At 60.5% G+C, this 23,127-nt stretch carries 20 protein-coding genes; 11 read left to right on the forward strand and 9 right to left on the reverse strand.

The genetic code is table 11. The features are described from left to right. Positions 1 to 146: 146 nt before the first annotated feature. Positions 147 to 1,073, forward strand: coding sequence for a drug/metabolite exporter YedA (gene yedA / locus AC3WK5_RS21275; RefSeq protein ID WP_103317478.1), 927 nt, complete (start codon positions 147 to 149; stop codon positions 1,071 to 1,073). A 52-nt stretch (positions 1,074 to 1,125) separates the two neighbouring features. Next, complete coding sequence (gene rhlE1, locus AC3WK5_RS21280) at positions 1,126 to 2,460, forward strand: RNA helicase RhlE1 (RefSeq protein WP_103317476.1); 1,335 nt, start codon at positions 1,126 to 1,128, stop codon at positions 2,458 to 2,460. 107 nt (positions 2,461 to 2,567) lie between these two features. Here the strand turns inward: rhlE1 and AC3WK5_RS21285 are convergent, their stop codons facing one another. After that, positions 2,568 to 3,809 (reverse strand): TIGR03862 family flavoprotein, encoded by a 1,242-nt coding sequence (locus AC3WK5_RS21285; RefSeq protein WP_177474789.1) that lies wholly within the window; start codon positions 3,807 to 3,809, stop codon positions 2,568 to 2,570. Between the two features lie 346 nt (positions 3,810 to 4,155). Continuing rightward, positions 4,156 to 5,076: a histone deacetylase family protein gene (locus AC3WK5_RS21290; protein ID WP_103317471.1), complete on the reverse strand. Its 921-nt coding sequence runs from the start codon at positions 5,074 to 5,076 to the stop codon at positions 4,156 to 4,158. Positions 5,077 to 5,153: 77 nt separating this feature from the next. Here AC3WK5_RS21290 and AC3WK5_RS21295 point away from each other — a divergent pair, with 77 nt between their 5' ends. The 3 genes from AC3WK5_RS21295 to AC3WK5_RS21305 all read left to right on the forward strand — a co-directional run bounded on the left by AC3WK5_RS21295 (position 5,154) and on the right by AC3WK5_RS21305 (position 7,289). After that, positions 5,154 to 5,723 (forward strand): GNAT family N-acetyltransferase, encoded by a 570-nt coding sequence (locus AC3WK5_RS21295; protein WP_054594174.1) that lies wholly within the window; start codon positions 5,154 to 5,156, stop codon positions 5,721 to 5,723. A 106-nt stretch (positions 5,724 to 5,829) separates the two neighbouring features. Continuing rightward, positions 5,830 to 6,699: an acyl-CoA thioesterase II gene (tesB, locus tag AC3WK5_RS21300; RefSeq protein WP_054594173.1), complete on the forward strand. Its 870-nt coding sequence runs from the start codon at positions 5,830 to 5,832 to the stop codon at positions 6,697 to 6,699. Next, positions 6,696 to 7,289 carry an HAD family hydrolase gene (locus AC3WK5_RS21305; protein WP_103317469.1) on the forward strand — a complete coding sequence of 198 codons (594 nt, stop codon included), beginning with the start codon at positions 6,696 to 6,698 and terminating at the stop codon, positions 7,287 to 7,289. The genes tesB and AC3WK5_RS21305 overlap by 4 nt, the downstream gene beginning before the upstream one ends. A gap of 148 nt (positions 7,290 to 7,437) precedes the next feature. Here AC3WK5_RS21305 and AC3WK5_RS21310 read toward each other — a convergent pair whose 3' ends face one another. The 3 genes from AC3WK5_RS21310 to AC3WK5_RS21320 all read right to left on the reverse strand — a co-directional run bounded on the left by AC3WK5_RS21310 (position 7,438) and on the right by AC3WK5_RS21320 (position 11,240). Continuing rightward, entirely contained in the window at positions 7,438 to 8,403 is a 966-nt protein-coding gene (locus tag AC3WK5_RS21310; protein ID WP_103317467.1) for a hypothetical protein, read from the reverse strand. Then, positions 8,404 to 9,309, reverse strand: a complete 906-nt coding sequence (gene ypfJ / locus AC3WK5_RS21315; RefSeq protein ID WP_103317464.1) for a KPN_02809 family neutral zinc metallopeptidase — start codon at positions 9,307 to 9,309, stop codon at positions 8,404 to 8,406. It abuts the gene before it with no gap. Between the two features lie 152 nt (positions 9,310 to 9,461). Further along, positions 9,462 to 11,240, reverse strand: coding sequence for an FAD-dependent oxidoreductase (locus AC3WK5_RS21320; protein ID WP_103317462.1), 1,779 nt, complete (start codon positions 11,238 to 11,240; stop codon positions 9,462 to 9,464). A gap of 190 nt (positions 11,241 to 11,430) precedes the next feature. On the opposite strand from AC3WK5_RS21320, the gene AC3WK5_RS21325 reads away from it, so the two are divergent. The 4 genes from AC3WK5_RS21325 (at position 11,431) to AC3WK5_RS21340 (ending at position 15,306) form a co-directional block, all read left to right on the forward strand. Then, positions 11,431 to 12,207, forward strand: coding sequence for an IclR family transcriptional regulator (locus AC3WK5_RS21325; protein WP_103317459.1), 777 nt, complete (start codon positions 11,431 to 11,433; stop codon positions 12,205 to 12,207). 231 nt (positions 12,208 to 12,438) lie between these two features. Continuing rightward, entirely contained in the window at positions 12,439 to 13,494 is a 1,056-nt protein-coding gene (locus tag AC3WK5_RS21330) for a Gfo/Idh/MocA family protein (protein ID WP_103317457.1), read from the forward strand. A 2-nt stretch (positions 13,495 to 13,496) separates the two neighbouring features. Next, positions 13,497 to 14,312 carry a sugar phosphate isomerase/epimerase family protein gene (locus tag AC3WK5_RS21335; RefSeq protein ID WP_103317455.1) on the forward strand — a complete coding sequence of 272 codons (816 nt, stop codon included), beginning with the start codon at positions 13,497 to 13,499 and terminating at the stop codon, positions 14,310 to 14,312. A 112-nt stretch (positions 14,313 to 14,424) separates the two neighbouring features. Next, positions 14,425 to 15,306: a DMT family transporter gene (locus AC3WK5_RS21340; protein ID WP_103317452.1), complete on the forward strand. Its 882-nt coding sequence runs from the start codon at positions 14,425 to 14,427 to the stop codon at positions 15,304 to 15,306. A gap of 6 nt (positions 15,307 to 15,312) precedes the next feature. Here AC3WK5_RS21340 and AC3WK5_RS21345 read toward each other — a convergent pair whose 3' ends face one another. Next, entirely contained in the window at positions 15,313 to 16,935 is a 1,623-nt protein-coding gene (locus AC3WK5_RS21345; RefSeq protein ID WP_103317450.1) for a methyl-accepting chemotaxis protein, read from the reverse strand. Between the two features lie 97 nt (positions 16,936 to 17,032). After that, on the reverse strand, positions 17,033 to 18,385 hold the full coding sequence (locus AC3WK5_RS21350; RefSeq protein WP_103317447.1) for an MFS transporter: 1,353 nt from the start codon (positions 18,383 to 18,385) through the stop codon (positions 17,033 to 17,035). 607 nt (positions 18,386 to 18,992) lie between these two features. On the opposite strand from AC3WK5_RS21350, the gene quiC reads away from it, so the two are divergent. Then, positions 18,993 to 20,894, forward strand: coding sequence for a 3-dehydroshikimate dehydratase QuiC (gene quiC / locus AC3WK5_RS21355; RefSeq protein WP_103317444.1), 1,902 nt, complete (start codon positions 18,993 to 18,995; stop codon positions 20,892 to 20,894). Between the two features lie 101 nt (positions 20,895 to 20,995). Next, the gene (locus AC3WK5_RS21360; RefSeq protein ID WP_054594161.1) at positions 20,996 to 21,673 is read left to right on the forward strand and encodes a TetR/AcrR family transcriptional regulator; all 678 of its coding nucleotides are present in this window, start codon (positions 20,996 to 20,998) and stop codon (positions 21,671 to 21,673) included. Between the two features lie 66 nt (positions 21,674 to 21,739). Here AC3WK5_RS21360 and AC3WK5_RS21365 read toward each other — a convergent pair whose 3' ends face one another. Together AC3WK5_RS21365 and aroQ are read right to left on the reverse strand one after the other, a co-directional pair. Beyond that, a complete protein-coding gene (locus tag AC3WK5_RS21365) occupies positions 21,740 to 22,594 on the reverse strand; it encodes a shikimate dehydrogenase (protein ID WP_103317441.1) in 855 nt (284 codons plus the stop codon). Positions 22,595 to 22,599: 5 nt separating this feature from the next. After that, positions 22,600 to 23,040 carry a type II 3-dehydroquinate dehydratase gene (gene aroQ, locus AC3WK5_RS21370; protein ID WP_054594159.1) on the reverse strand — a complete coding sequence of 147 codons (441 nt, stop codon included), beginning with the start codon at positions 23,038 to 23,040 and terminating at the stop codon, positions 22,600 to 22,602. Positions 23,041 to 23,127 lie beyond the last annotated feature (87 nt).

Genomic DNA, 23,127 nt, shown 5'->3' on the forward strand with positions numbered 1-23,127 from the left:
GCCTCACCGAACGCTCCGCGTCCGCTCTTGATGTGACGCGATGATGCTTTGAAAAGTGTACCGGCCTTATAAACAGGTTTTGTAACTTAAGTTCCGTTCATCGGCTTTCTAAAATAACGCTCCTCTGTCCTGCCTTCGAGCCTCCCATGCCAGGCCTACGCCGATTTCCGTTACCGCTGATAGGTGCCTTTTTTGCGTTGTACGTGATCTGGGGATCGACCTACCTGGTGATACGCATCGGCGTGCAGTACTGGCCGCCGCTGATGCTGGGCGGCATTCGTTTTATTGTCGGCGGGACGCTGATGTACGCCTTCCTGCGTTGGCGCGGTGTGCCAGCACCGACCTGGCCGCAGTGGAAGGCGGCGGGGCTGATCGGGATTTTGTTGCTCAGTTTTGGCAACGGCGCGGTCAGCATGGCCGAGCACACGGGCGTGGCCTCTGGCGTTGCGGCCTTGGCGGTGGCGACAGTGCCGTTGTTTACCTTGCTCTGCGGGTATTTCTGGGGCACGCGTAATACCCGTCTGGAATGGGCGGGGATTGTGCTGGGGCTGATCGGTATCGCCATGCTCAATCTGGGTTCCAATCTGCAATCGAGCCCTTTGGGGGCTGTGCTGCTGATTGGTGCGGCGGCAGCCTGGGCGTTTGGTTCGGTGTGGAGCAAACATTTGCCAATGCCTCAGGGCGCGATGTCCAGTGCGGCACAAATGCTGGTTGGCGGCGTGGTGTTGTTGATCGGCAGCGCGCTGACTGGCGAACAACTGCAAAGCTTGCCGCCGCTTGAGGGTTGGGTCGCAATGATGTACCTGGTGGTGTTTGGCTCGATCGTCGCCTTCAACGCCTATATGTACCTGCTGAAAAACGTCCGCCCGGCGGCGGCCACCAGTTATGCCTACGTCAACCCGGCAGTGGCGGTGTTGCTGGGGATCGTTTTTGCAGGAGAAAGCATCGGTATTGAAGAAGCTGTGGCGATGGCAGTGATCATCAGTGCCGTGCTGCTGATCAGTCTGCCGCAGTGGCGACGTGCTCCTGAGCGGCCTGCGGTCCTGGTGCCGACAGAATCCCGTGTGAATTAGGGTAAACTGCGCGCCATTGCACACTCGCGCTGATTTTTCCTACGGTATTCCCATGACTTTCGCCACTCTTGGCCTGATCGAACCCTTGCTGCGCGCCCTTGAGACGCTCGGTTACCAGACCCCGACCCCGGTGCAGACGCAGGCCATTCCGGCGGTGCTGGCGGGTCGCGACCTGATGGCTGCGGCCCAGACCGGCACCGGCAAGACCGCCGGTTTCGCCGTGCCACTGTTGCAATTGCTGGCCATGGAAGGGCCGAAAGTCACCAGTAACTCGGTACGTGCGCTGATCCTGGTGCCAACCCGCGAACTGGCCGAGCAGGTTCATGAAAGCGTGCGCCAGTACGCTGAAAACTTGCCGCTGAGCACCTACGCGGTGTACGGCGGCGTCAGCATCAACCCGCAAATGATGAAGCTGCGCAAAGGTGTCGACCTATTGGTCGCCACTCCTGGTCGCCTGCTGGACCTGTTCCGCCAGAACGCGCTGAAGTTCAACCAGTTGCAAACCCTGGTGCTGGACGAAGCCGACCGCATGCTGGATCTGGGTTTCTCCGAAGAACTGGCGAACATTTACAAGGCGCTGCCGAAAAAGCGGCAGACGCTGCTGTTCTCCGCGACCTTCTCCGATGCGATTCGCGAGTTGGCCGGGAAAATGCTCAATGATCCGCTGAGCATCGAAGTCAGCCCGCGTAACGTTGCCGCCAATACGGTCAAGCAATGGGTGGTCACGGTCGACAAGAAGCGCAAGGCCGAGCTGTTCATCCACTTGCTGCGCAAGAATCGCTGGAAGCAGGTGCTGGTGTTTGCCAAGACCCGTAACGGCGTAGACGCGTTGGTGGAAAAACTCCAGGGCTTAAGCGCGAATGCCGACGGTATTCACGGCGATAAACCACAAGCCACCCGCCAGCGCGCACTGGACCGTTTCAAGGCCAGTGAAGTGCAGATTCTGGTGGCTACCGACGTTGCGGCCCGTGGTCTGGATATCGAGGATTTGCCGCTGGTGGTGAACTTTGACCTGCCGATCGTTGCCGAGGATTACATCCACCGTATCGGTCGTACCGGCCGAGCGGGCGCGACGGGTGAAGCGATTTCACTGGTGTGTGCCGATGAAGTGAATCAGCTGTCGGCCATAGAGATGCTGACGCGTCAGACCTTGACCCGCCATATGGAGCAGGACTTTGAGCCTGAGCACCGTGTGCCGGACACTGATGCCAGCGGCCAGGTGGTCAAGAAACCGAAAAAGCCGAAGAAGCCCAAAGTCTCCGGTGGCGGCAAACGCAACCTCGGCAAGTGGGTGGAAAGCGGTGATGCTTCGGCGCCGGAGCCTTCGGTCAAACCTGTGCGAAAAGTGCCGGTGTTCAATACCGGGCCGCGCAAGCGTAAGCCTTGATTAGACGCTGCGCCTGTTAAACCGCTTTCGCGAGCAAGCCCGCTCCCACATTGGAAATGCATTCCCCTGTGGGAGCGGGCTTGCTCGCGAAGGACGCGATCCGGTCTTCAGGCCTGACGCTGTAACCACTCCACCATCCCCACCCCTGCCGCTCGCCCACTGGCGAAACACGCGGTCAGCAGATAGCCACCCGTTGGCGCTTCCCAGTCGAGCATTTCCCCTGCGCAGAACACGCCAGGTAGTTGCTTGAGCATCAGGTTTTCATTCATTGCCTCGAACATCACGCCACCAGCGCTGCTGATGGCTTCGTCCAATGGGCGGGTGTTGACCAGTGTCAGCGGCAAGGCCTTGATCGCGTTGGCCAGCAAAAGCGGGTCGGCGAAGCATTCGGCCGGTGTCAGTTCGCGTAGCAGTGCAGCCTTGACCCCGTCGAGACCGAGCTGGCTGTGCAAGTGTTTGGCCATGGAGCGCGAACCGCGGGGCTTACTGAGCGCCGACTGGATTTTATCCACAGGTCTGCCGGGCAGCAGGTCGAGATGAATGGTTGCCGAGCCGCTCTGATTGATGGCTTCACGGATTGGCGCCGACAACGCATAAATCAAACTGCCTTCGATGCCGGTCGCAGTGATCACGCATTCGCCGAGTCGCGGGACATCGTCGTTGAGGCCAATGGCGATATTTTTCAGCGGGGCTCCGGCGAATTTGCTGACCATCAGCTCGCTCCAGGCCTTCACTTCGAATCCGCAATTGCTCGGTTGCAGCGGCGCCAAGGCGACTCCGCGTTGTTCCAGCGGCAGCATCCAGGCGCCATCCGAACCCAAACGGGACCAACTGCCGCCACCCAGCGCCAATAACAGTGCATCGGCGCTGATCGCCTTTTCACCGTCAGGGCTATCAATTCGCAGGCTGCCATCGGCGTTCCAGCCCAGCCAGCGGTGGCGGGTGTGGATAACGACGCCGGCATCACGCAGGCGTTTGAGCCAGGCACGCAGTAGCGGGGCGGCTTTCATGTCGGTCGGAAACACACGGCCAGAGCTGCCGATAAAGGTTTCGATACCCAAACCATGAATCCACTGGCACAAGGCTTCGGCGCCGAATTCGCGCAGCAACGGGGCGATGTGCGGAGCGCGCTCGGCGTAACGCGCCAGAAATGCCGGGTAGGCTTCGGAATGGGTAATGTTCATGCCGCCGACGCCGGCCAGCAGGAATTTGCGACCCACCGAGGGCATGCCGTCGTACAGATCGACCTTGACCCCGGCCTGGCTCAGCACTTCTGCGGCCATCAGGCCGGCAGGGCCGCCGCCGATGATGGCGACGTGGTGAGGGCGTTTGGCGGAGAGCTGGGTCATGGCGTGAGCTGCGGTTCGGCGGAATAGGCCGGGCATTCTATCAGCACAGGACTGCGCCCGTAGCAGCTGCCGAGCCCGCGAGGCTGCGTTAGGTCTGGGCCGCATCCGGACGAAGCGGTCGTGAGATCAGGCAGCGTTTTCTTTCAGGAAAACCGTGTACCCAGGATTTGCGAGGACTTCGTTCTCGAACGCAGCCTCGCAAGCTCGGCAGCTGCTACAGGGCGGTGTTTTACTGGTCAAAAAACACTCAGTCCTTTGCAGGCTGTATGCAGCATGGCCTGTAGGTCCTTTCACTCAGGTTATCCACAGGCCGTTCCACAGGCATTGTGGGTAAAGCATCCACACCTCAGTGACAACCTGATGACTGCCAGACCCGTTGCGCGCTGTGATGGAGGATGCCGTGGCGTCGCGCCAGGGCCTGGCGGTCCTTGCTGTAGCCGCCGCCGATTACCCCGACCACCGGAATATCGCGCCCCAGGCAATGGCGCAGTACGCTTTCGTCACGGGCGGCGACGCCTTCATCGGTCAGTTTCAGGTAACCCAGCGCATCGTCTTTATGCACATCGACACCGGCGTCATACAGCACCAGGTCGGGTTGATAGAGCGGCAGCAGGTAATTCAACGCGTCATCGACGACTTTCAGGTAATCCTCGTCGCCCATGCCCATGGGCAGCGCAATGTCCCAATCGCTTTTGGCCTTGCGTGCAGGAAAGTTCTTTTCGCAGTGCAGGGAAACCGTCACCGCGTCCGGGGTATGTTCCAGTATGCGTGCGGTCCCATCGCCTTGATGCACGTCGCAATCGAAGATCAGTACCCGACCGACGCGACCGCTTTCCAGCAGGTAATGGCTGATTACTGCCAGGTCATTGAAGATGCAGAAGCCCGCCGGGTGATCGTAATGGGCGTGATGCGTGCCGCCGGCCAGATGGCAGGCCATGCCGTGTTCCAGCGCCTGCTCGGCGGCCAGCAATGAACCGCCGACCGCGCGCACGGTGCGTCGGGCCAGCGCTTCGTTCCACGGCAGGCCGAGCCGCCGCTGGTCTTCGCGGGACAACTCGCCGCTCATATAGCGTTCGATATACACAGGGTCATGGGCGAGGGCGAGAATCTCGGCGGGGCAGATTTCCGGGCGCAATAACTGGTGATCAGCGGTCAGGCCACTGTCCACCAGGTGATCGCGCAGCAGTCGGAACTTGTCCATGGGAAAGCGATGTTCCGCCGGGAACTCGGGGCTGTAGTCTTCGTGGTAAATCAGCGGCAGCGACATGGCGATTTCATGGAGTGAATGAGTGAAGGATCCTACCAGCGATGTAGACTTGTTTGCAGGGGAACGGAGGGGGAACGATGGAGCCGATACTGCAACTCGAGAGCGCGCGGCTGCTGATGCGCCAATGGCGCGATGAGGATTTGCCGGCGTTTGCGGCGATGTGCGCCGACCCACAGGTCATGCGCTACTTTCCGGCGCCCTTGAGCCGCCTGGAAAGTGCGGCATTGATCGGGCGAATCCGTGGGCATTTCGCTGAACATGGTTTCGGTTTGTGGGCGCTGGAGCGCAAGGACACCGGCGCGTTTATCGGTTTTACCGGATTGGCGGTGGTCGGGTTCGAGGCTGCTTTCACCCCGGCGACCGAAATCGGCTGGCGTCTGGCCCGTGAGCATTGGGGGCTGGGTTACGCCAGTGAAGCGGCCTGGACCGCTCTGCGTTGCGGCTTTGACCGTTTGGCGCTGGACGAAATCGTGGCGTTTACCACCGAAGCCAACTTGCCTTCGCAGAAAGTCATGCAAGCCATTGGCATGCATCACGACCCTGCGGCGGATTTCGAGCATCCCAAACTGGCGGTCGATCATCCGCTACGCCGCCATGTGCTGTACCGCATTACCCGCGAACAATGGTTGGAAACCTTGCATGGATAAGCTGGCGGGGATGTTTACAATGGGCTCATGGTTGGCCCTGGCCACTATCTGAATCGACCGCCGCAGCCAAGACTGCGCGGCATTGCTCTGTGTGAGGAGAGTCTGAATGAGCCATGTGTTGGATGATCTGGTCGACTTGCTGACCCTGGAACCGATCGAAGAAAACCTGTTTCGCGGTCGCAGCCAGGACCTGGGTTTCCGTCAGCTGTTCGGCGGCCAGGTATTGGGCCAGTCCCTTTCCGCGGCCAGCCAGACGGTCGAAGACGCGCGCCATGTGCATTCGATGCACGGTTATTTCCTGCGTCCGGGCGATGCGGGGATGCCGGTTGTCTATCAGGTGGATCGGGTGCGCGATGGCGGCAGCTTCAGCACTCGCCGCGTGACGGCGATCCAGAAGGGCAACCCGATCTTCACCTGCAGCGCATCGTTCCAGTACGACGAGGAAGGCTTCGAACACCAGACCGCAATGCCGCAAGTGGTCGGCCCGGAAAACCTGCCGTCGGAGCTGGAAATCACTCAGCAACGCGCGCATTTGATTCCCGAGCACATGCGCGAAAAGCTGCTGTGCCCCAAGCCGATCGAAGTCCGCCCGGTCACGGAGAAAGACCCGTACAACCCGCAACCGGCCGACCCGATCAAGTACGTCTGGTTTCGCGCCGACGGTGCGTTGGCCGACTCACCGGCGCTGCATAAATACCTGTTGGCCTATGCCTCCGATTTCGGTTTGCTGACCACCTCGATGTTGCCGCACGGCAAGTCGGTCTGGCAGAAAGACATGCAAGTCGCCAGTCTCGATCACGCCTTGTGGTTCCACGCCGACCTGCGCGCCGATGACTGGTTGCTGTACGCCATGGACAGCCCTTGGGCCGGCAATTCTCGCGGCTTCTCACGCGGCAGTGTGTTCAACCGCGCCGGCAAGCTGGTGGCGTCGGTGACACAGGAAGGGCTGATTCGTCATCGCAAGGATTGGGCATGAGTCTCTCCGAGGTGCGGCATTGGGTGTTCGACATGGACGGCACGCTGACTGTGGCCGTGCACGATTTCGTGGCGATTCGCCAGGCGCTGGCGATTCCCGCTGAACACGACATCCTCACCCATCTTGCGGCGCTGCCGGCCGATGAAGCCGCAGCGAAACACGCCTGGTTGCTGGAACATGAACGCGACCTGGCCCTGGGCTCCAAACCGGCTCCCGGTGCGGTGGAACTGGTGCGTGAACTGGCGGGGCGCGGTTATCGACTCGGCATTCTCACCCGCAATGCGCGCGAGCTGGCCCATGTCACGCTTGAGGCGATTGGCCTGGCTGACTGCTTTGCGGTGGAGGATGTATTGGGTCGTGATGAAGCACCGCCCAAACCGCATCCGGGTGGCCTGCTGAAACTGGCCAAAGCCTGGGACGTAGCGCCGAGCGAGCTGGTGATGGTCGGCGATTATCGCTTCGACCTGGATTGCGGGCGCGCGGCGGGGGCACGGACGGTGCTGGTGAATATGCCGGAGAATCCATGGCCGGAATTGGCCGACTGGCATGCGCGCGATTGTGTGGCGTTGCGGCAGATGTTGTCGGTTTGAGAGTGCCGTTGTGGCGAGGGAGCTTGCTCCCGTCGTAAACCGGCGAATGGGTTGTACCTGATAATCCGCGGCGACCAGTTTCGGGGTCGCTTTGCCCGAGCGCAGACCGACCCGCGGGAGCAAGCTCCCTTGCCACAGTTGTTCGGCGCTACTGAAACAGGGCCTTCTGCCCCTCGGGCGAAGTGAACATCTTGTCCCCGTTATGCCCGACGCCGGGCACTTCGATCAGATGCTGATTCAACCCTTCGGGATGGCGCTGCTGCAGGTAGTCAAAGTAGCGATGTCCACGAACCAGCCGAGACGCGCCCTGCGTCTCGGCAGCGCAGCTTCTGTCGAGTGCCGGATGATGCGGGTTGGTGTCTCGCTGACCGAGCAAATAGGTGATGTTGCGCTGGACGTAGCCTTGCTCCAGTTGCTGCGGCGTTTGCCCGTTGGCGTAGTCCGGCAGTTTCAGCAGCCCGTACTTCCAGTCGTTGAAACCGGGGCAACGCGCGGCATTGAACGGCACCGGCCGCTGCTCATCGAAATACGCATACGAAGACGGGTTGGCGATCACGTAGCGCACGCTGACGCCCGCCGCTTGCAGTGCCGGCTGATCGTGGCCGAGCAGTGCATAACGTTGCACCACTTGTGCGCCACCGGAATGGCCGGCGATGACGACTTCTTTCAGGGTTGGAAACTGCTGGCGATCGCTCAGGCGCTCCAGAATCTTGTCGAGCACCGCATAAGAACTCAGCGGATTCGCTCCGATGGACGGCTCACCGGCCATCCAGTCATCACCGCGCCAATGCAGCAGGCTGTCGGGCAGTTGATGGCGTGCGATGTCGCTTTCATTAAGAAATTGCGGCGCTATCACCAGGGTGGTTGCGCTTTGTCCGGCCTGCTCGGCGGCTCTTTCCGCGCTCTGGCGGTAGGTTTCGGCGTTGCGCAAGCGCCCGTGAATCACGATCAGTACACGCTGGATTTGCGGTGACGACTGGCTTATGCCAACTGCCAGTTCGGAGTCGCCCATGTTCAGCCGACCAGGGCTGATGAGCTTGACCGCATGCTCGGCAGCCAGCAGGTTGGCGCTGCCGAATAACAGAGCGAATACCAGCAGCCAGCGCGTACTCATTTAGAGGCTCTTCGTCGCGAAGGTGTCGCATTGACTGACCTGGCCCTGGGCAAAGCCGGTCTTGAACCAGCGAACCCGTTGCGCCGAGGTACCATGGGTAAACGAATCCGGGACCACGCGGCCCTGACCCTGTTGCTGCAAACGGTCGTCGCCAATGGCATTGGCGGCGTTCAGGGCTTCTTCGACGTCACCCGGCTCCAGCCAGTTCAGGCGTTTTTGCGCGTTGTTAGCCCAGACACCGGCCAGGCAATCGGCTTGTAATTCCTGACGCACCAGCAGACCGCCGTCACCTTCCATGCGCAGACCTTTTTGACGTGCGGCCTGGATCTTGGCGGATACACCGAGCAAGGTTTGCACGTGATGGCCGACTTCGTGAGCAATCACGTAAGCCTGGGCGAAATCGCCGGCGGCACCGAAGCGTTGAGACATTTCCTTGAAGAAACTCATGTCCAGATACACCCGTTGATCTGCCGGGCAGTAGAACGGACCGGTCGCCGAGGAGGCGCCACCGCAGCCGGAATTCACTCGGCCACTGAACAGCAGCAGCTTGGGCGCCGTGTATTGGCGACCGGCTTGCTGGAAGATCTGGCCCCAGGTGTCTTCGGTGTCGCCGAGGATTCGCGCGACAAACTCGGCCTGTTGATCATTGGCTGGCGGCGCCTTGCGGGTTTGCACGGTTTGCGTGGTAGCCGGGGCTGACTGTTGGTTCATCTGCCCGGCCAACTGCCCGAGAATCTGCATCGGGTCCTGGCCCGTGATCCAGCCGATGCCGACGATCAGCACGATGGCCGTCAGGCTCAGTCCCTTGCCACCGCCAAAGCGCATCCCGCCGTCACCACCACCGCCAGCATCCTCACCGCGTGCATCGACCACGTTGTCGCTGCGGCGGCCTTTTTTCCATAGCATGTGGGAATCCTCTGTTTACGCGTGGTGATGAGTGTCGCTGGTGGCTGGGATGGGCGCCAGGTTGATGGTCAGACTATGCCGATTAAAAGGCAGTATGGCATTCACCTGCAAAAACGCTGGCGGCAGACCAGCTTCGGCGAACGTCTCAGGCATCACGCTGGCTGTTTGGTTCCCTCGCCGGTAGTCGTTGAGCGCGGCAGCGTGCTCTCCCGTTCGTACGCGGTTACGCCAGCGATATGTCGCGCGGCGATGTAGCCGAAGGTCAAGGCCGGACCAAGATTGATCCCGCCGGCAGGGTAGTGGCCGCCCATGATGCTGGCCATATCGGTGCCCGCGGCGTAGAGCCCGTGGATGGCTTGCCCATCGCCGTCGAGTACTTGCGCGTGTTGATTGACCTTCAGCCCGGCGAATGTGCCGAAGCAGCCAGGCTGAACCTTGACGGCGTAGAAGGGGCCTTTGTCGATCGGCGCGACGCAGGGGTTGGGTTGCTGGAGTGGATCACCTTGCTTGCGGTTGTAAGGTGTGGAGCCACGACCGAACTGCGGGTCTTCACCTTTTCGCGCATGGTGGTTGTAGTGCGACACGGTGGTTTCCAGCGCGCTGGCGTCGATGCCACAGGCCACGGCCAGTTCTTGAATTGTGTTGCCGGTTTTCAAGTAGCCGCTGCGAATGAACGGTGTGACGGGTAACGGGAAGGGGCGGGAAATTCCCAGGCCGTAACGACGTTGAAAGTGATGGCTGCAAATCAGCCAGGAGGCAACTTCTTCATCGACCGGGGCGGCGGCGACCATTGCCGTGACGTAATCGTAGTAACCGTTGGCTTCGTTGACGAAGCGCTGGCCGTTGCGCAGCACACCGATGATTCCCGGTTTGCCACGCTCGATGATGTGCGGGAAGTGACCGACGCTGCCGTCCTTGTAGGGCGCCTGAGAAACCGGTGCCCAGGCCACCGGTGATTCGAGGTCGGTCTTTATCTGGCCGCCAACGCTTTCGCCCAGCCGCAGGCCGTCGCCCGAGGCACCGAGAGGCGGCAGCGCCAGATGCTCAACGCCTGTGGGCGTGCGTGGGAACAGGGTCTTGCGCCGTTCGATGTCGTTGGGAAAACCACCGGCCGCCAGCACCACGGCTTGGTGTGCGCGGATCTGGATCGCGCCTTTGGCGCTGTGGATAACCGCGCCGCTGACCCGGTTGCCGTCACGCAGCAGCTCGGTGACAGGCGCTGACTCCCAGAGCAGAACGCCGAGGTCTTCAGCCGATTTTGCCAAACGCGCCACCAGTGCCACGCCATTGACCAGTTGCATCGCGCGACCGTGTAACGCGAGGTCGAGCAGGTGTCGGCTGAAACGCCGGGTCACGTGCCAGAACGCGGACCAAGAGCGGGTCAGATTGAGGAACGCCGACAGGTCGGCACCGGCCATGATCGGCATGCCCATGAACGAGGTTTCACGCATCGTTGTTCGCAGCCGCTTGAGCAACGTGCCGACCTTGCGAGCGTCGTAAGGCGCGGCGATCACCGAACGCCCACCGGTCCCGGCACCCGGTGTGTCGCCGTGAATATCGGCGATGCCGTTGCCGTCGGCAAATTGCAGCGAGGTGTGCTCCTCAAAGAACGCGACCATGCGCGGGCCGGCTTCGAGGAAAGCGTCGATCAGCGCCGGTTCGTAGCGTTCGCCGAGTTCGTGCTTGAGGTAGGTGCGCGGCAGGTCGACGTCTTCAATGATGCCGGCGCGGCGGGCCAGCGGATTGCACGGCACCCACGCCCAGCCACCGGACCAGGCCGTGGCGCCGCCGAACACCGGATCCTTTTCCACAACGATCACCTTGAGCCCGTGCCAGGCGGCGGCGACGGCAGCGGACAAACCCGCCGCACCGGAGCCGACAATCAGCACATCGCAGTCGACTGCGTGGGGATAAGTGGATTTGGCAGGCATGCTGGCTGACTCCGGCGATCTTGTTATTTTGGAATTTAATTCCAAAAAATATACGGAGCCGGTTTGGAAACGACAAGGTCGTCCCGGCGCAAAGCGCTATTTTCGGGCGGTTATCGGACACTGCAGTTCCACATTTCGCATTCACCCGGTTGTCTTCTAGAATCGGCCAAATTTCGTCTGGAATCGCACCATGGCCGGCAGTCAAATCGAACGTGTCTTCAGTGTTCTGGAAAGTCTTACCAGTGATCCGCGAGGCCTGCCGATGCAGGTACTGGCCGAGCAACTGGAGATCCCGAAAAGTGCGACGCACCGCTTGCTCGCTGAGCTGATCCGCCTGGGTTACGTGCGGCAGAATCCGGACAACTTGCGTTATCACCTGTCGACCAAACTGGTTGCCATGGGTTTTCGTTACCTGTCGAGCAGCGGTGCCGATATCGTCCAGCCGGTGCTTGATCGGCTGGCCCAGGAAACCGGCGAGCTGGTGCGATTGGGCGTGATCGAGGGCGAGCGTCAGACCTGGATCGCCAAGTCTCAGGGCGCGCGTTCCGGTTTGCGCTATGACCCGGACATGGGCCGCGATGCGCCGTTGTTCTACACCGCGTCAGGGCACGCGTGGCTGGCGAGCCTCAGTGATGCCGAGGCTTTGTCACTGGTGGAACGGCAAGCGGCGGATAGGCCGCTGGAGTTGGGACCGAATGCACCGCGCTCCAACATCGAACTGCTCGAGCGCCTGCGCCTGGCCCGCGAACATGGCTATGCCTGGGTTCAGGAGAGCTCGGCGGTCGGCACCTCGGCAATCGCCGCAGTGGTGCGCCATCCGGTGGATGGGCGGGTGGTAGGCGTGCTCAGTGTCGCCGGGCCGAGTGCGCGGTTGCCCGAGTCACGACTGCATGAACTGGCGCCGTTGTTGCTGCAATTTGCTCAGGAGTTGTCGGCGGCGAGTCAGGCCTCGGAGCTGTTCAACTGATCGCCATAGCCCCCTATCCCCCCTGTAGGAGCAAAGCTTGCTTGCGATGCAGACACTGCGGTGCTTCAGGAAGACTGCGTCATCGTTTATCGCGAGCAAGCTTTGCTCCTACGGATACGGAAGCTGTGCGCTGTTCGAACACTATTGGCGTTTCCTTGTGTGAGAAATTGGAATTGAGTTCTAGATTATTGGAATTCGATGTCCTGACAATAATCACAAGAGGATTGCACTGTGAGTTCGCCACTTCGCATTGCGCTGATTGGCGCCGGCAACATGGGCCAGCAGCATTACCAGCATCTCAAGACCCTGAATGAGGCGACCTTGTGCGCAGTGGCCGATCCTGGTCCGCAAGCCGTCGGGATCGCGGCCGAGTGGGGCGTGCCGTATTTCACCGATCACCGGGCACTGCTGGAGCAGCTCAAGCCTGACGCCGTTATCGTTGCCAACCCGAACAACCTGCACGTGAGTACGGCGCTCGATTGCCTGGCCGCTGGCGTGCCGGTGCTGCTGGAGAAACCGGTGGGCGTCCACCTGGATGAAGTGCGCACACTGGTGGCCGCGTCGACAGCCACTGGCGTGCCGGTTCTGGTCGGTCATCATCGTCGGCATAATCCGCTGATCGCCCGCGCCCATGAGCTGGTGCGCAGCGGGGCACTGGGGCAACTGACGATGGTCACCGCGCTCTGGCAGGTGCGCAAACCCGACAGCTATTTCGAGACTCCCTGGCGCCGCGAGGCCGGTGCCGGAATGTTGCTGACCAACCTGATTCACGACCTCGATCTGCTACGCCACTTGTGCGGAGAAGTGCATCAGGTACAGGCCATCACCAGCAATGCGGTGCGCAGGTTTGCCAATGAAGATTGCGCGGCGGTACTGCTGCAATTCGACAACGGTGCGCTGGGCAGTCTGACCGGCTCCGACGCGGTGGCGGCGCCCTGGAGCTGGGAGCTGGACTCGGGAGAAAACCCGGTTTACCCACGCCAGGCCGACCAACCGTGCTACCTGCTGGCCGGGACCGCTGGCGCACTGAGTATTCCGCAACTCAAGCGCTGGCATTACGCCGAAGCGGACGCCGGTTGGCATCAACCCTTGCAGACCGTTCAGGAAGGTTTCAACGCGGATGAAGCACTGCGCCTGCAATTGCAGCATTTCGTGAAGGTGGCCCGAGGTGAGGCGAAGCCGCTGGTAAGTGTCGCTGACGCGGCCCGAACGCTGGCGCTGATCGATGCCATACGCGAGGCCGCTGCCAGCGGTCGCGCCTGTGTTCCGGCACGGATCGAGGAATGAGCATGAGCGAGCGTATTTTCTCCCTGGCCAGCCTGACCGTTCTTGAATTGTCGCCGCCGGAGATGGTCGAGGTGGCGGCGCGTGCCGGGTATAGCCATGTTGGGCTGCGACTGGTCCCGGCCACCCCCGAGGAGCATCATTTCCCGCTGATGGCCGATGCACCGTTGTGGCAACAGACGCGGGCGCGGCTGCGTGACACCGGCATTCAAGTGCTGGATGTCGAAATTCTGCGACTGAAAGCCGAAACCCGGGTGGCGGGTTTCGAGGCGGTCCTGGCGGCCGGCGCAGAGCTCGGTGCCAGTGAATTACTGGTCGCCGGTAATGATCCTGACGAGCAGCGGCTCACCGAGAATTTTGCGGCTCTCTGCGATCTGGCGGCGGGTTACGGTTTGCACACTCATCTGGAGTTCATGCCCTGGACCGATGCGCGCAACCTTGAGCAGGCCGTGCGCATTGTTGAAAACGCTGATCACGAATACGGTGGCGTGTTGGTGGATGCGTTCCATTTCGACCGCTCGGCCTCACGTCTGGAAGATCTGGCCAGGGTCGCGCCGTCACGCCTGCGTTATGCACAGCTGTGCGATGTGGCAGGACCCAGGCCTGCAGACATGCAGGAGATTTTGCGTCAGGCACGCAACGAGCGGCGTTTCCCTGGCGAAGGGGATTGCGACCTGCTTGGGTTATTGAGGTGTTTGCCGGTTAATCTGCCATTGAGCCTGGAAGTGCCGACCGTGCAGTTGCAACGGCAGGGCGTGAGTGCCTTGCAGCGGGCGCAAATGGCGTTGGACAAGACGCGTGCGTTGTTGGCGCTTGTTTGACCGGTGCTGCGCACCTTCGCGGGCAAGCTTTGCTCCTACAGGTTTTCGCTGACCTGTAGGAGCAAGGCTTGCCCGCGATGCTTTTCAGGTCCTTCAACTTTCGGGATTTCCCATGACTGTATCGAGCACTCCGCTTTCCGGTATCAATCAACCCTTCAAAGGCATCCTGCTGATCGTTGTTGCGACCTTCCTGTTTTCCACTCACGACGCTTTGTCCAAATACCTGTCGGGTTTCTATCCGGTGATCATGGTGGTGTGGGCGCGGTATCTGGTTCACACGTTGCTGATGGCCGGGATTTTTCTGCCGCAATCGGGCTTGCGTGTCCTGCGCACCAAGCGCCCGTTGCTGCAATTGCTGCGGGCACTGTGCTTGCTCGGGACCAGCCTGTTGTTCACTACGGGCTTGTTGTTCATTCCTTTGGCGGAAGCCACGGCGGTCAACTTTCTTGCACCGGTGCTGGTGACTGCGTTGTCGGTGCCATTGCTCGGTGAGCGGGTGACGCGCGGACAATGGCTGGCGGTGATTTGCGGGTTTATCGGCGTGTTGATCATCGTCCATCCGGGCGGTGATTTGTTCACACCGGCGGTGTTGCTGCCGTTCTGCTCGGCGTTGTTTTTCTGCTTCTATCAACTATTGACGCGCAAGCTCAGCGAGGTCGACAGCCCGACCACCAGCAACTTCTTTGCCGGTTTGTGCAACACCCTGGTCATGAGCGCGCTGGTGCCGATGTTCTGGCAAGTGCCGAGCTTTACCCACGGTCTGTTGATGCTGGCGCTGGGTAGCTGCGGGATGACCGCGCATCTGTTGCTGACTCAGGCATTCCGGCATGCCGCACCAGCACTGCTGGCACCCTTTGGTTACTGTCAGATCGTGTTTGCCGGACTGCTCGGCTGGTTGCTGTTTTCCCACACGCCGAGCCTGACCACGGTCATCGGCATCACGATCATTTGCCTCAGCGGTCTGGCGGCGGCGTGGCAGCAGCGCAGAAGCTGATTGCGCTCAAAACCTGAAACGCACGACCAGGTTCTGCAAACCGGCCGCCAGTTGCGACAACTCCCGACTGGTGGCGCTGGTCTGGGTCGACGCATCGGCGCTTGCCAGCGACAGGTCGCGGATGTTCAGCAGGTTGCGATCGACCTCCCGGGCCACTTGTGCCTGTTCTTCCGAGGCGCTGGCGATCACCAGGTTGCGCTCGTGGATCTGCTCCATGGCGCAGGTGATTTGCGTCAGGGCCACGCCGGCCTGTTCGGCGATCGACAAGGTCTGGGCCACGCGCTGGCTGTTGCCGTGCATCGACAGCACCACACTGTCGGTGTCGCCCTGAACCCGGGCGATCATCTGCTCGATTTCCCGGGTCGACTGCTGGGTGCGATGGGCCAGGGCTCGCACTTCATCGGCAACCACGGCAAAACCACGCCCGGCTTCCCCGGCTCTTGCGGCCTCGATGGCGGCGTTGAGGGCCAGCAGGTTGGTTTGTTCGGCAATGGCGCGGATGACATCCAGTACTTTGCCGATTTCCCGAGATTGTTCGGCCAGGGTCTGAACCTGTTGCAGCGCGGTGCCGACTTCGGCACTCATGGCCTGGATCGAATCGAGCGTCTCGATCACTCGCGCCTGACCCTGAGTGGCCTCTATCGTCGACTGGCGCGTGGTGTCTGAGGTCGAGACCGCGTTGCGTGCCACTTCTTCGACGGCGACGGTCATTTCATTGACCGCCGTGGCGGCCTGCTCGATTTCGTTGTGCTGCTGTTGCAAGCGATTGGAGTCCAGCCCGGTGTTCTGGCTCATCTGCTGCGCCGCACCGTTCAGTTGGTTCGACGTATCGCTGATCAACTGCAGGGTGTCGCGCAGGCTGTTTTGCATGCTGGCCAGGGCCCTGAGCAAACGGGCGGTTTCATCGGGCCCCTGGCTCTGGATCGGTGCACTCAGGTCACCGTCAGCGACCTGCTCGGCCACACGCACAGCCTGACGGATGGGCATGACGATGCTGCGGATCAGCAGCCAGGCCAAGCATGAGGTCAGCAGGGCAACAGCGATCAGTGCGCCGATCACGGTCATTTTTACCTGGGCGTAAAGCCCGTCGGCATGGCTGGCCGATTGACTGACTTCGCTGGCGGTGAGGTTCATCAGTTCGGTGAATTGATCGCCGGTCTGGGTCGAGTAATCCTGGATTTTTCCGTTGAGCAGCGCGCTCATGTCCTCGCTGCGGTTTTGCCGGGACAATTCTTCGTATTGATCCAGCGCCTGTCGGTAGCTCTTTACAGTGCTGACAAAGGTTTCGTACTGCACGCGGTTGTAGTCGTCGACCAGGGGCGCGAACCTGGTCAGCGTTTGCTCAAGCCAGCCTTCCACCTGGTGCAGGCGAGCGATAGTGGCATCGAGTACTTTGGGTTCGCGGTTGAGCGCCATGCGCAGGCTGAGCACGCGAATGCTCAGAATGTAGTCGCGGATTTCCCCCAGGTAGCGTGTGCTGGGCAGGGAGACGTTTTCGGTGTGCTGGCCGGTGGCGCGTACTTCGGCCACCTGCTTGAGGGCAAACAGTCCTTGCAACAACACCAGCAGGGCGATTAGGCCGAAGCTGATCAGCGCACGTTTGGCGATGCTCAGGTTACCCAGAGACATGGTATGAGCTCCGTGGACGGAAAAAAGAGGGACGAAATCGGCAGCCGTGCGAACAAAAAAACGCAGGCCTGAAACCAGGCCTGCGAAAGAGGAAGCGTCAGTCTTCGAGGTTCGGAATCTTGCGCGGTGCCATGAAGTACAGCCAGATCAGCGCAATGAAGTACATCGCCGGAATCATGGTGAACAGCACGGTGTAGTTGTTATTGGTGATGGTCAGGATGTGCCCGACCAACTGGGTCATGAACATCCCGCCAATGGCGGCGCACATGCCGCCGAAACCGAACACCGTGCTCATCATGTGCTTGGGCGTGTAGTCCATCACCAGGCTCCAGATGTTCGCAGTCCAGGCCTGGTGCGCGCCGATGGCCAGCGAGATGGCAAACACTGCGACCCACAGGTTGCTGGAGCCGGCGGCCATGATCACGCCGATGATGCAGCAGGCGAACAGCAGCATCGACATCAACCGGGCCTTGATCGGGTTGACCCCACGGCCGATCAGGAACGAGGACAGAATGCCACCGCCGACACTGCCGAAGTCGGCCGTCATATAGATGATGATCAGCGGAATACCCATTTGGGTCACGTTGATGCCCAGGTTGTATTGCTGGTTGAGGAACGGCGGCAGCCAGTACAGGTAGAACCAGAACACCGGCGCGGTCATCGAGTAGGCGAGGGCGAAGGCCCAGGTGCCACGCATCCGCAGGATCCGCGAGAACGGTACGCGGGTTTGCTCCGGTTCGGCTTCGTTCTGGATGTAGTCCAGTTCCGATTGCTTCACCGAAGGGTGATCTTCCGGGTTGAAGTACTTCAAGCCCCAGAACACCAGCCAGATCCCGCCCAGTGCCGACATGCACAGGAACGCGGCTTGCCAGCCCCAGACATGGAGGATCAGCGGCAGCAGCATCGGCGTGAACATCGCGCCGACGTTGGTCCCGGCATTGAAGATGCCAGTGGCCACGGCGCGCTCACCGGCAGGGAACCACAGCCGGGTGGTCTTCACGCAGGCCGGGTAGTTGGCGGCTTCGGTCAGCCCGAGAATAAAGCGGCAGACCATAAAGCCCAGGGCCGAGGTCGCCAGGCCATGGGCGCCGGTCGCCAGGCTCCAGAGCAGCACGGCGAAGAAGAACACGCGCTTCACGCCGACCCGGTCGATCAGCCGGCCTTGCAGCACGAAGCCGACGGCGTAACCGACCTGGAACCAGAAGTTGATGTTGGCGTAATCCATCGCCGTCCAGCTCATTTCCTTGGCCAGGATCGGCTGCATGACGCCCAGTGCGGCGCGGTCGATGTAGTTCAGGGTGGTGGCGAAAAATACCAGCGCCAGCATGCCCCAACGGGTTTTGCCGACCGCCATGGCGCCACGGATTTTGTCGCCGATGCCGCCGGTCGCGACGCCCAGGCTTGAGGCCGTGCGGGCGCTTTCTGTGTGAGAGCTCTGAGAAGGAATCATCTGTGCCATCCGTTCAATGACTGACAAGCAAGGCTCGTCGGGACTTCATGGGCGCGTGATCAATCGTCGGGGTGCGCAGATGCGCAGGGTGAAAACAATGATTGATCGGCTGAGTGTTTGTGTTGGCTCAGTGTTGGCTGAGGCAACCAAAGCGCGTGTTCAGCATGCGGGCCGGGTTCGGTCGCAGGCGCCAGAAAGGTTCGAAGGCGGTTGGCGGTTGGGCGCCAGGCACGGGGAGTGAAGGAGAGAGCAACGGAGCAAGGCGTTGAATGCAAGCATGAGCGTGTACCCGATTTTTGAATTTTTTATGGTGTGTTCTGGGTCGTTGGTCACTTCGACCGGTGGTTCATGACCGGAATCGATGTGCTGCCGATGGTGCGCAGTGAGCGAAAAATCGTCAATTCGCCAACCGCCATTGTGTTCGATAATCGCACAGTAAACTAACCGGTTGGTACACTTTGAATTGCCCGGATCATTCATGCAGCCAATAATTTGTCCCAAGTTAAACGCGATCCCTTGTAGCAGCCGAACGCAGGCTGCGCCAGCTGCTACAAAAAGCGGTGTCGTGCCTCTAACAAGATCAACCCATCCCACCGGGAGTCGAAACATGCAGCGTTCCATTGCCACCGTTTCCTTGAGCGGTACCCTGCCGGAAAAACTCGAAGCCATTGCCGCCGCGGGTTTCGATGGGGTGGAAATTTTCGAGAATGACTTGCTGTACTACGACGGCAGCCCGCGTGAAATCAAACAGATGTGCGCTGACCTGGGCATCGCCATCACCCTGTTTCAGCCCTTTCGTGATTTCGAAGGCTGCCGTCGCGACCGCTTGCCGCGCAACCTTGAGCGCGCCGAGCGCAAGTTCGACCTGATGCAGGAACTGGGCACCGACCTGGTGCTGGTGTGCAGCAACGCCTCAGCCGACAGCGTTGGCGATGAGCAGATTCTGATTGACGACCTGCGACTGCTGGCCGAGCGCGCCGGGGCTCGTGGCTTGCGGATCGGTTATGAAGCGCTGGCCTGGGGCCGGCATGTGAACACGTATCAACAGGTCTGGAACATCGTCCGCCAGGCAGATCATCCGAATCTCGGCGTGTTGCTGGACAGCTTTCATACCTTGTCGCTCAAGGGTGATCCACGGGCTATCGCGGATATTCCCGGCGAGAAGATTTTCTTTGTGCAAATGGCCGACGCGCCGATCCTGGCGATGGACGTGCTGGAGTGGAGCCGACATTTTCGTTGCTTCCCCGGACAAGGCGAATTCGACTTGCCGGGTTTTCTCGCGCCGATAATCCAGAGTGGTTACACCGGGCCGCTGTCACTGGAAGTTTTCAACGACGGATTCCGCGCCGCGCCACCACGCGCCAATGCCGCCGATGGTCTGCGCTCCTTGCTGTATCTGGAAGAGAAGACCCGAGCGCGTTTGCAGCAACAAGCGACGCCCACACCGAACCTCGACATTTTGTTCGCCACGCCGCCGGCCAGTGAGTACGACGGCATCGAGTTTCTCGAGTTCGCGGTGGACGAAAGCCTTGGTGCCAAACTCTCGCATTGGCTGGAGCGACTGGGTTTCGTCAAGGCCGGTGAACACCGCTCCAAGAACGTCACGCTGCTGCGCCAGGGCGATATCAATCTGATTCTCAACTCTGAACCCTATTCGTTTGCCCACAGCTTTTTCGAAGCGCACGGGCCGTCATTGTGCGCGACCGCAGTGCGGGTCAAGGACAGCGCCAGTGCGCTGGCCCGGGCGGTGGCGTACAAAGGGCAACCCTATCGCGGGCTGGTCGGCCCCAATGAGCTGGAACTGGCAGCGGTGCGTGCGCCGGATGGCAGCCTGATTTATCTGGTGGATGAACACGCCGATGTCTACGGCACCGACTTCCGGCTGCATCCGACGGCAGCCACCGCTGGTGGACTGAAAAGGATCGACCACATGGCGATGGCGCTGCCAGCGGACAGCCTCGACAGTTGGGTGCTGTTCTACAAGAGCCTGCTGGATTTCGAAGCCGACGATGAAGTGGTGTTGCCTGACCCTTACGGCCTGGTGAAAAGCCGCGCGCTGCGCAGCCGATGCAGTTCGATCCGTTTACCGCTGAACATTTCCGAGAACCGCAACACCGCTATCTCTCACGCCTTGTCCAGTTATCGTGGCTCCGGCGTGCATCACATTGCCTTTGACTGCGACGATATGTTCGCTGAAGTCAGTCGCGCCAAAGAGGCCGGCGTACCGCTGCTGGACATCCCGCTCAATTATTACGATGACCTCGCTGCACGCTTTGATTTCGATGACGAGTTCCTCAGCAAACTTGCCTATTACAACGTGCTGTATGACCGCGACGCTCAGGGCGGTGAGCTGTTTCATGTGTACACCGAGCCCTTTGAAGGGCGCTTCTTCTTCGAAATCATCCAGCGCAAAAACGGCTATGCCGGATATGGTGCGGCCAACGTCGCGGTGCGCCTGGCGGCGATGGCGAAATCACGCAGCGGGGGTGTGCGTCACGCCAAGTTGTAGGAAATTGGTAAACGCAGGGGTAAACGGTCGTGGCGAAGCTTCCTTCACTGCAGCGTGCGGCCCATAATCGCCAGCTGTGCAGTGAAGGCCATGAGCCCGGAATGAGAATGACCACAGAACTCACCGTCGCGCCCGACGAAACCTTGATCGAGCCGCGCAAGAGTCGCAAGAACAACCCGGAAAAGACCCGCGAGAACATTCTTCAAGAAGCCATTGTCGAGTTCGTTCAGCAGGGTCTGTCCGGTGCTCGTGTCGATGCTATCGCCGAACGCATCCACACCTCGAAACGGATGATCTATTACTACTTCGGAAGTAAGGAGCAGCTCTACGTCGAAGTGCTGGAGAAGCTTTACGGCGATATCCGCAGCACTGAAAGCCGCTTGCACCTGGCTGAGCTGGAACCGCGTGAGGCGATCCGGCGTTTGGTGGAATTCACCTTCGATCACCATGACCGCAACGTCGATTTTGTGCGCATCGTCAGCATCGAGAACATCCACAACGCCGAGTACGTGAAGCAGTCCGAAGCGATCAAGGCGATGAACAATACGATCCTCGATTCACTGGGCGTGATTCTGCGTCGCGGTGCCGAAGAGGGTGTATTCCGTAGCGGGCTGGATCCGCTGGACGTGCATTTACTGATCAGTTCGTTCTGTTTTTACCGCGTGTCGAACCGTCATACCTTTGGTGAGATTTTCCAGATCGACTTGCCGGATGAAGCGATCAAGCAACGTCATCGCCAGATGATCTGCGAGTCAGTACTGCGTTATTTGCAGGCCTGAAGCTCAAGCCAGCAGATTGATGATCGTTCCCATGCGTGGGAACGAACATCAAGAAGACCGTGGTCGTTAACCATTCATGCTTTGAAAATGCGCGAGCATTCGCTGTGCATCCGGCGCCACGCCGCTGAACAACTCAAAGGCCTTTACTGCTTGAAACACCGCCATGTTGCCGCCATCCAGAGTACGGCAACCCAAGGCACGGGCGTTGCGCAGCAGTTCAGTTTCCAGTGGAAAGTAAACGATCTCTGCGACCCACAATTCAGCCCGTAGCAACTCCACCGGCACTGGCATGCCGGGCAGTTTGGCCATGCCCATCGGCGTGGTGTTCACCAGACCATCGGCCTGCGCCAACGCACTCGGCAGATCGCTGCCGGCACAGGCCCGGCCGCTGCCGAAATGCTGATTGAGATTATTCGCAAGGCTTTGCGCGCGGCTGACGTCCACGTCGAAAATACTCAATTGCTGCACGCCTTCGCTCAACAGCGCGTGGGCCACCGCAGCCCCCGCACCACCAGCGCCCATTTGGACGACGCACTCGCGGGCAGCATCCTTCAAGCCACGGCGAAAACCTTCGGCGAAACCGAGGCAGTCGGTGTTGTGCCCAATGCGTTTTCCGTCCTTGAGCACCACGGTGTTGACGGCACCAATGCCTCGGGCTTCAGGCGAGAGTTCGTCGAGCAGCGGGATGATCGCCTGCTTGCACGGAAAGGTGATGTTCAGACCGGTAAAGTTCATCCGTTCCGCTGACATCAGCAGGTCGGGGAGGGCGCCGCTGTCGAGTTTCAACTGATCGAGGTCAATCAACCGATAAAGGTAGCGCAGGCCTTGGGCATCACCTTCGCGCTCATGCAGCGCGGGGGTTCGAGACGCCTGGATACCGGCGCCGATGAGTCCTGCGAGTACCGTGTTGTTCTGCGACATGTGACTTATCCCTTCAAGCGTTGACTGAAATGCTCCAGCGCCAGGCGATAGCCGTGGCTGCCGAAACCGCAGAGGACAGCGGTGGCTATGGCCGACACAAACGAGTGGTGACGGAACGGTTCGCGAGCATGCACATTGGACAGGTGTACTTCGATCACCGGTAACTCGCTGGCGATCAGCGCGTCACGGATCGCTACCGAAGTGTGCGTCCAGGCCGCCGGGTTGATCACGATTCCGGCACAACGACCGCGTGCCGAGTGAATCCAGTCGAGCAATTCGCCCTCGTGGTTGGTCTGGCGAAACTCCACCGCCAGGCCGAATTCTTCGCCAGCGCGACCGCACAAGGCCGAGATGTCGGCCAGGGTTTCGTGGCCATACGTCGCCGGCTCACGGCTGCCGAGCAGGTTCAGGTTCGGGCCGTTGAGCACCAGAACGATAGGGGACATCAGGGCGTTCTCCATTGTTATTGTGGGCGTGGGTCAAAGGTGACCCGCCTGTGGAGATAAATTGTACCAGCTGGTTAATTTGGTCAA

It is taken from the genome of Pseudomonas sp. FW306-02-D09B, from assembly GCF_058782685.1.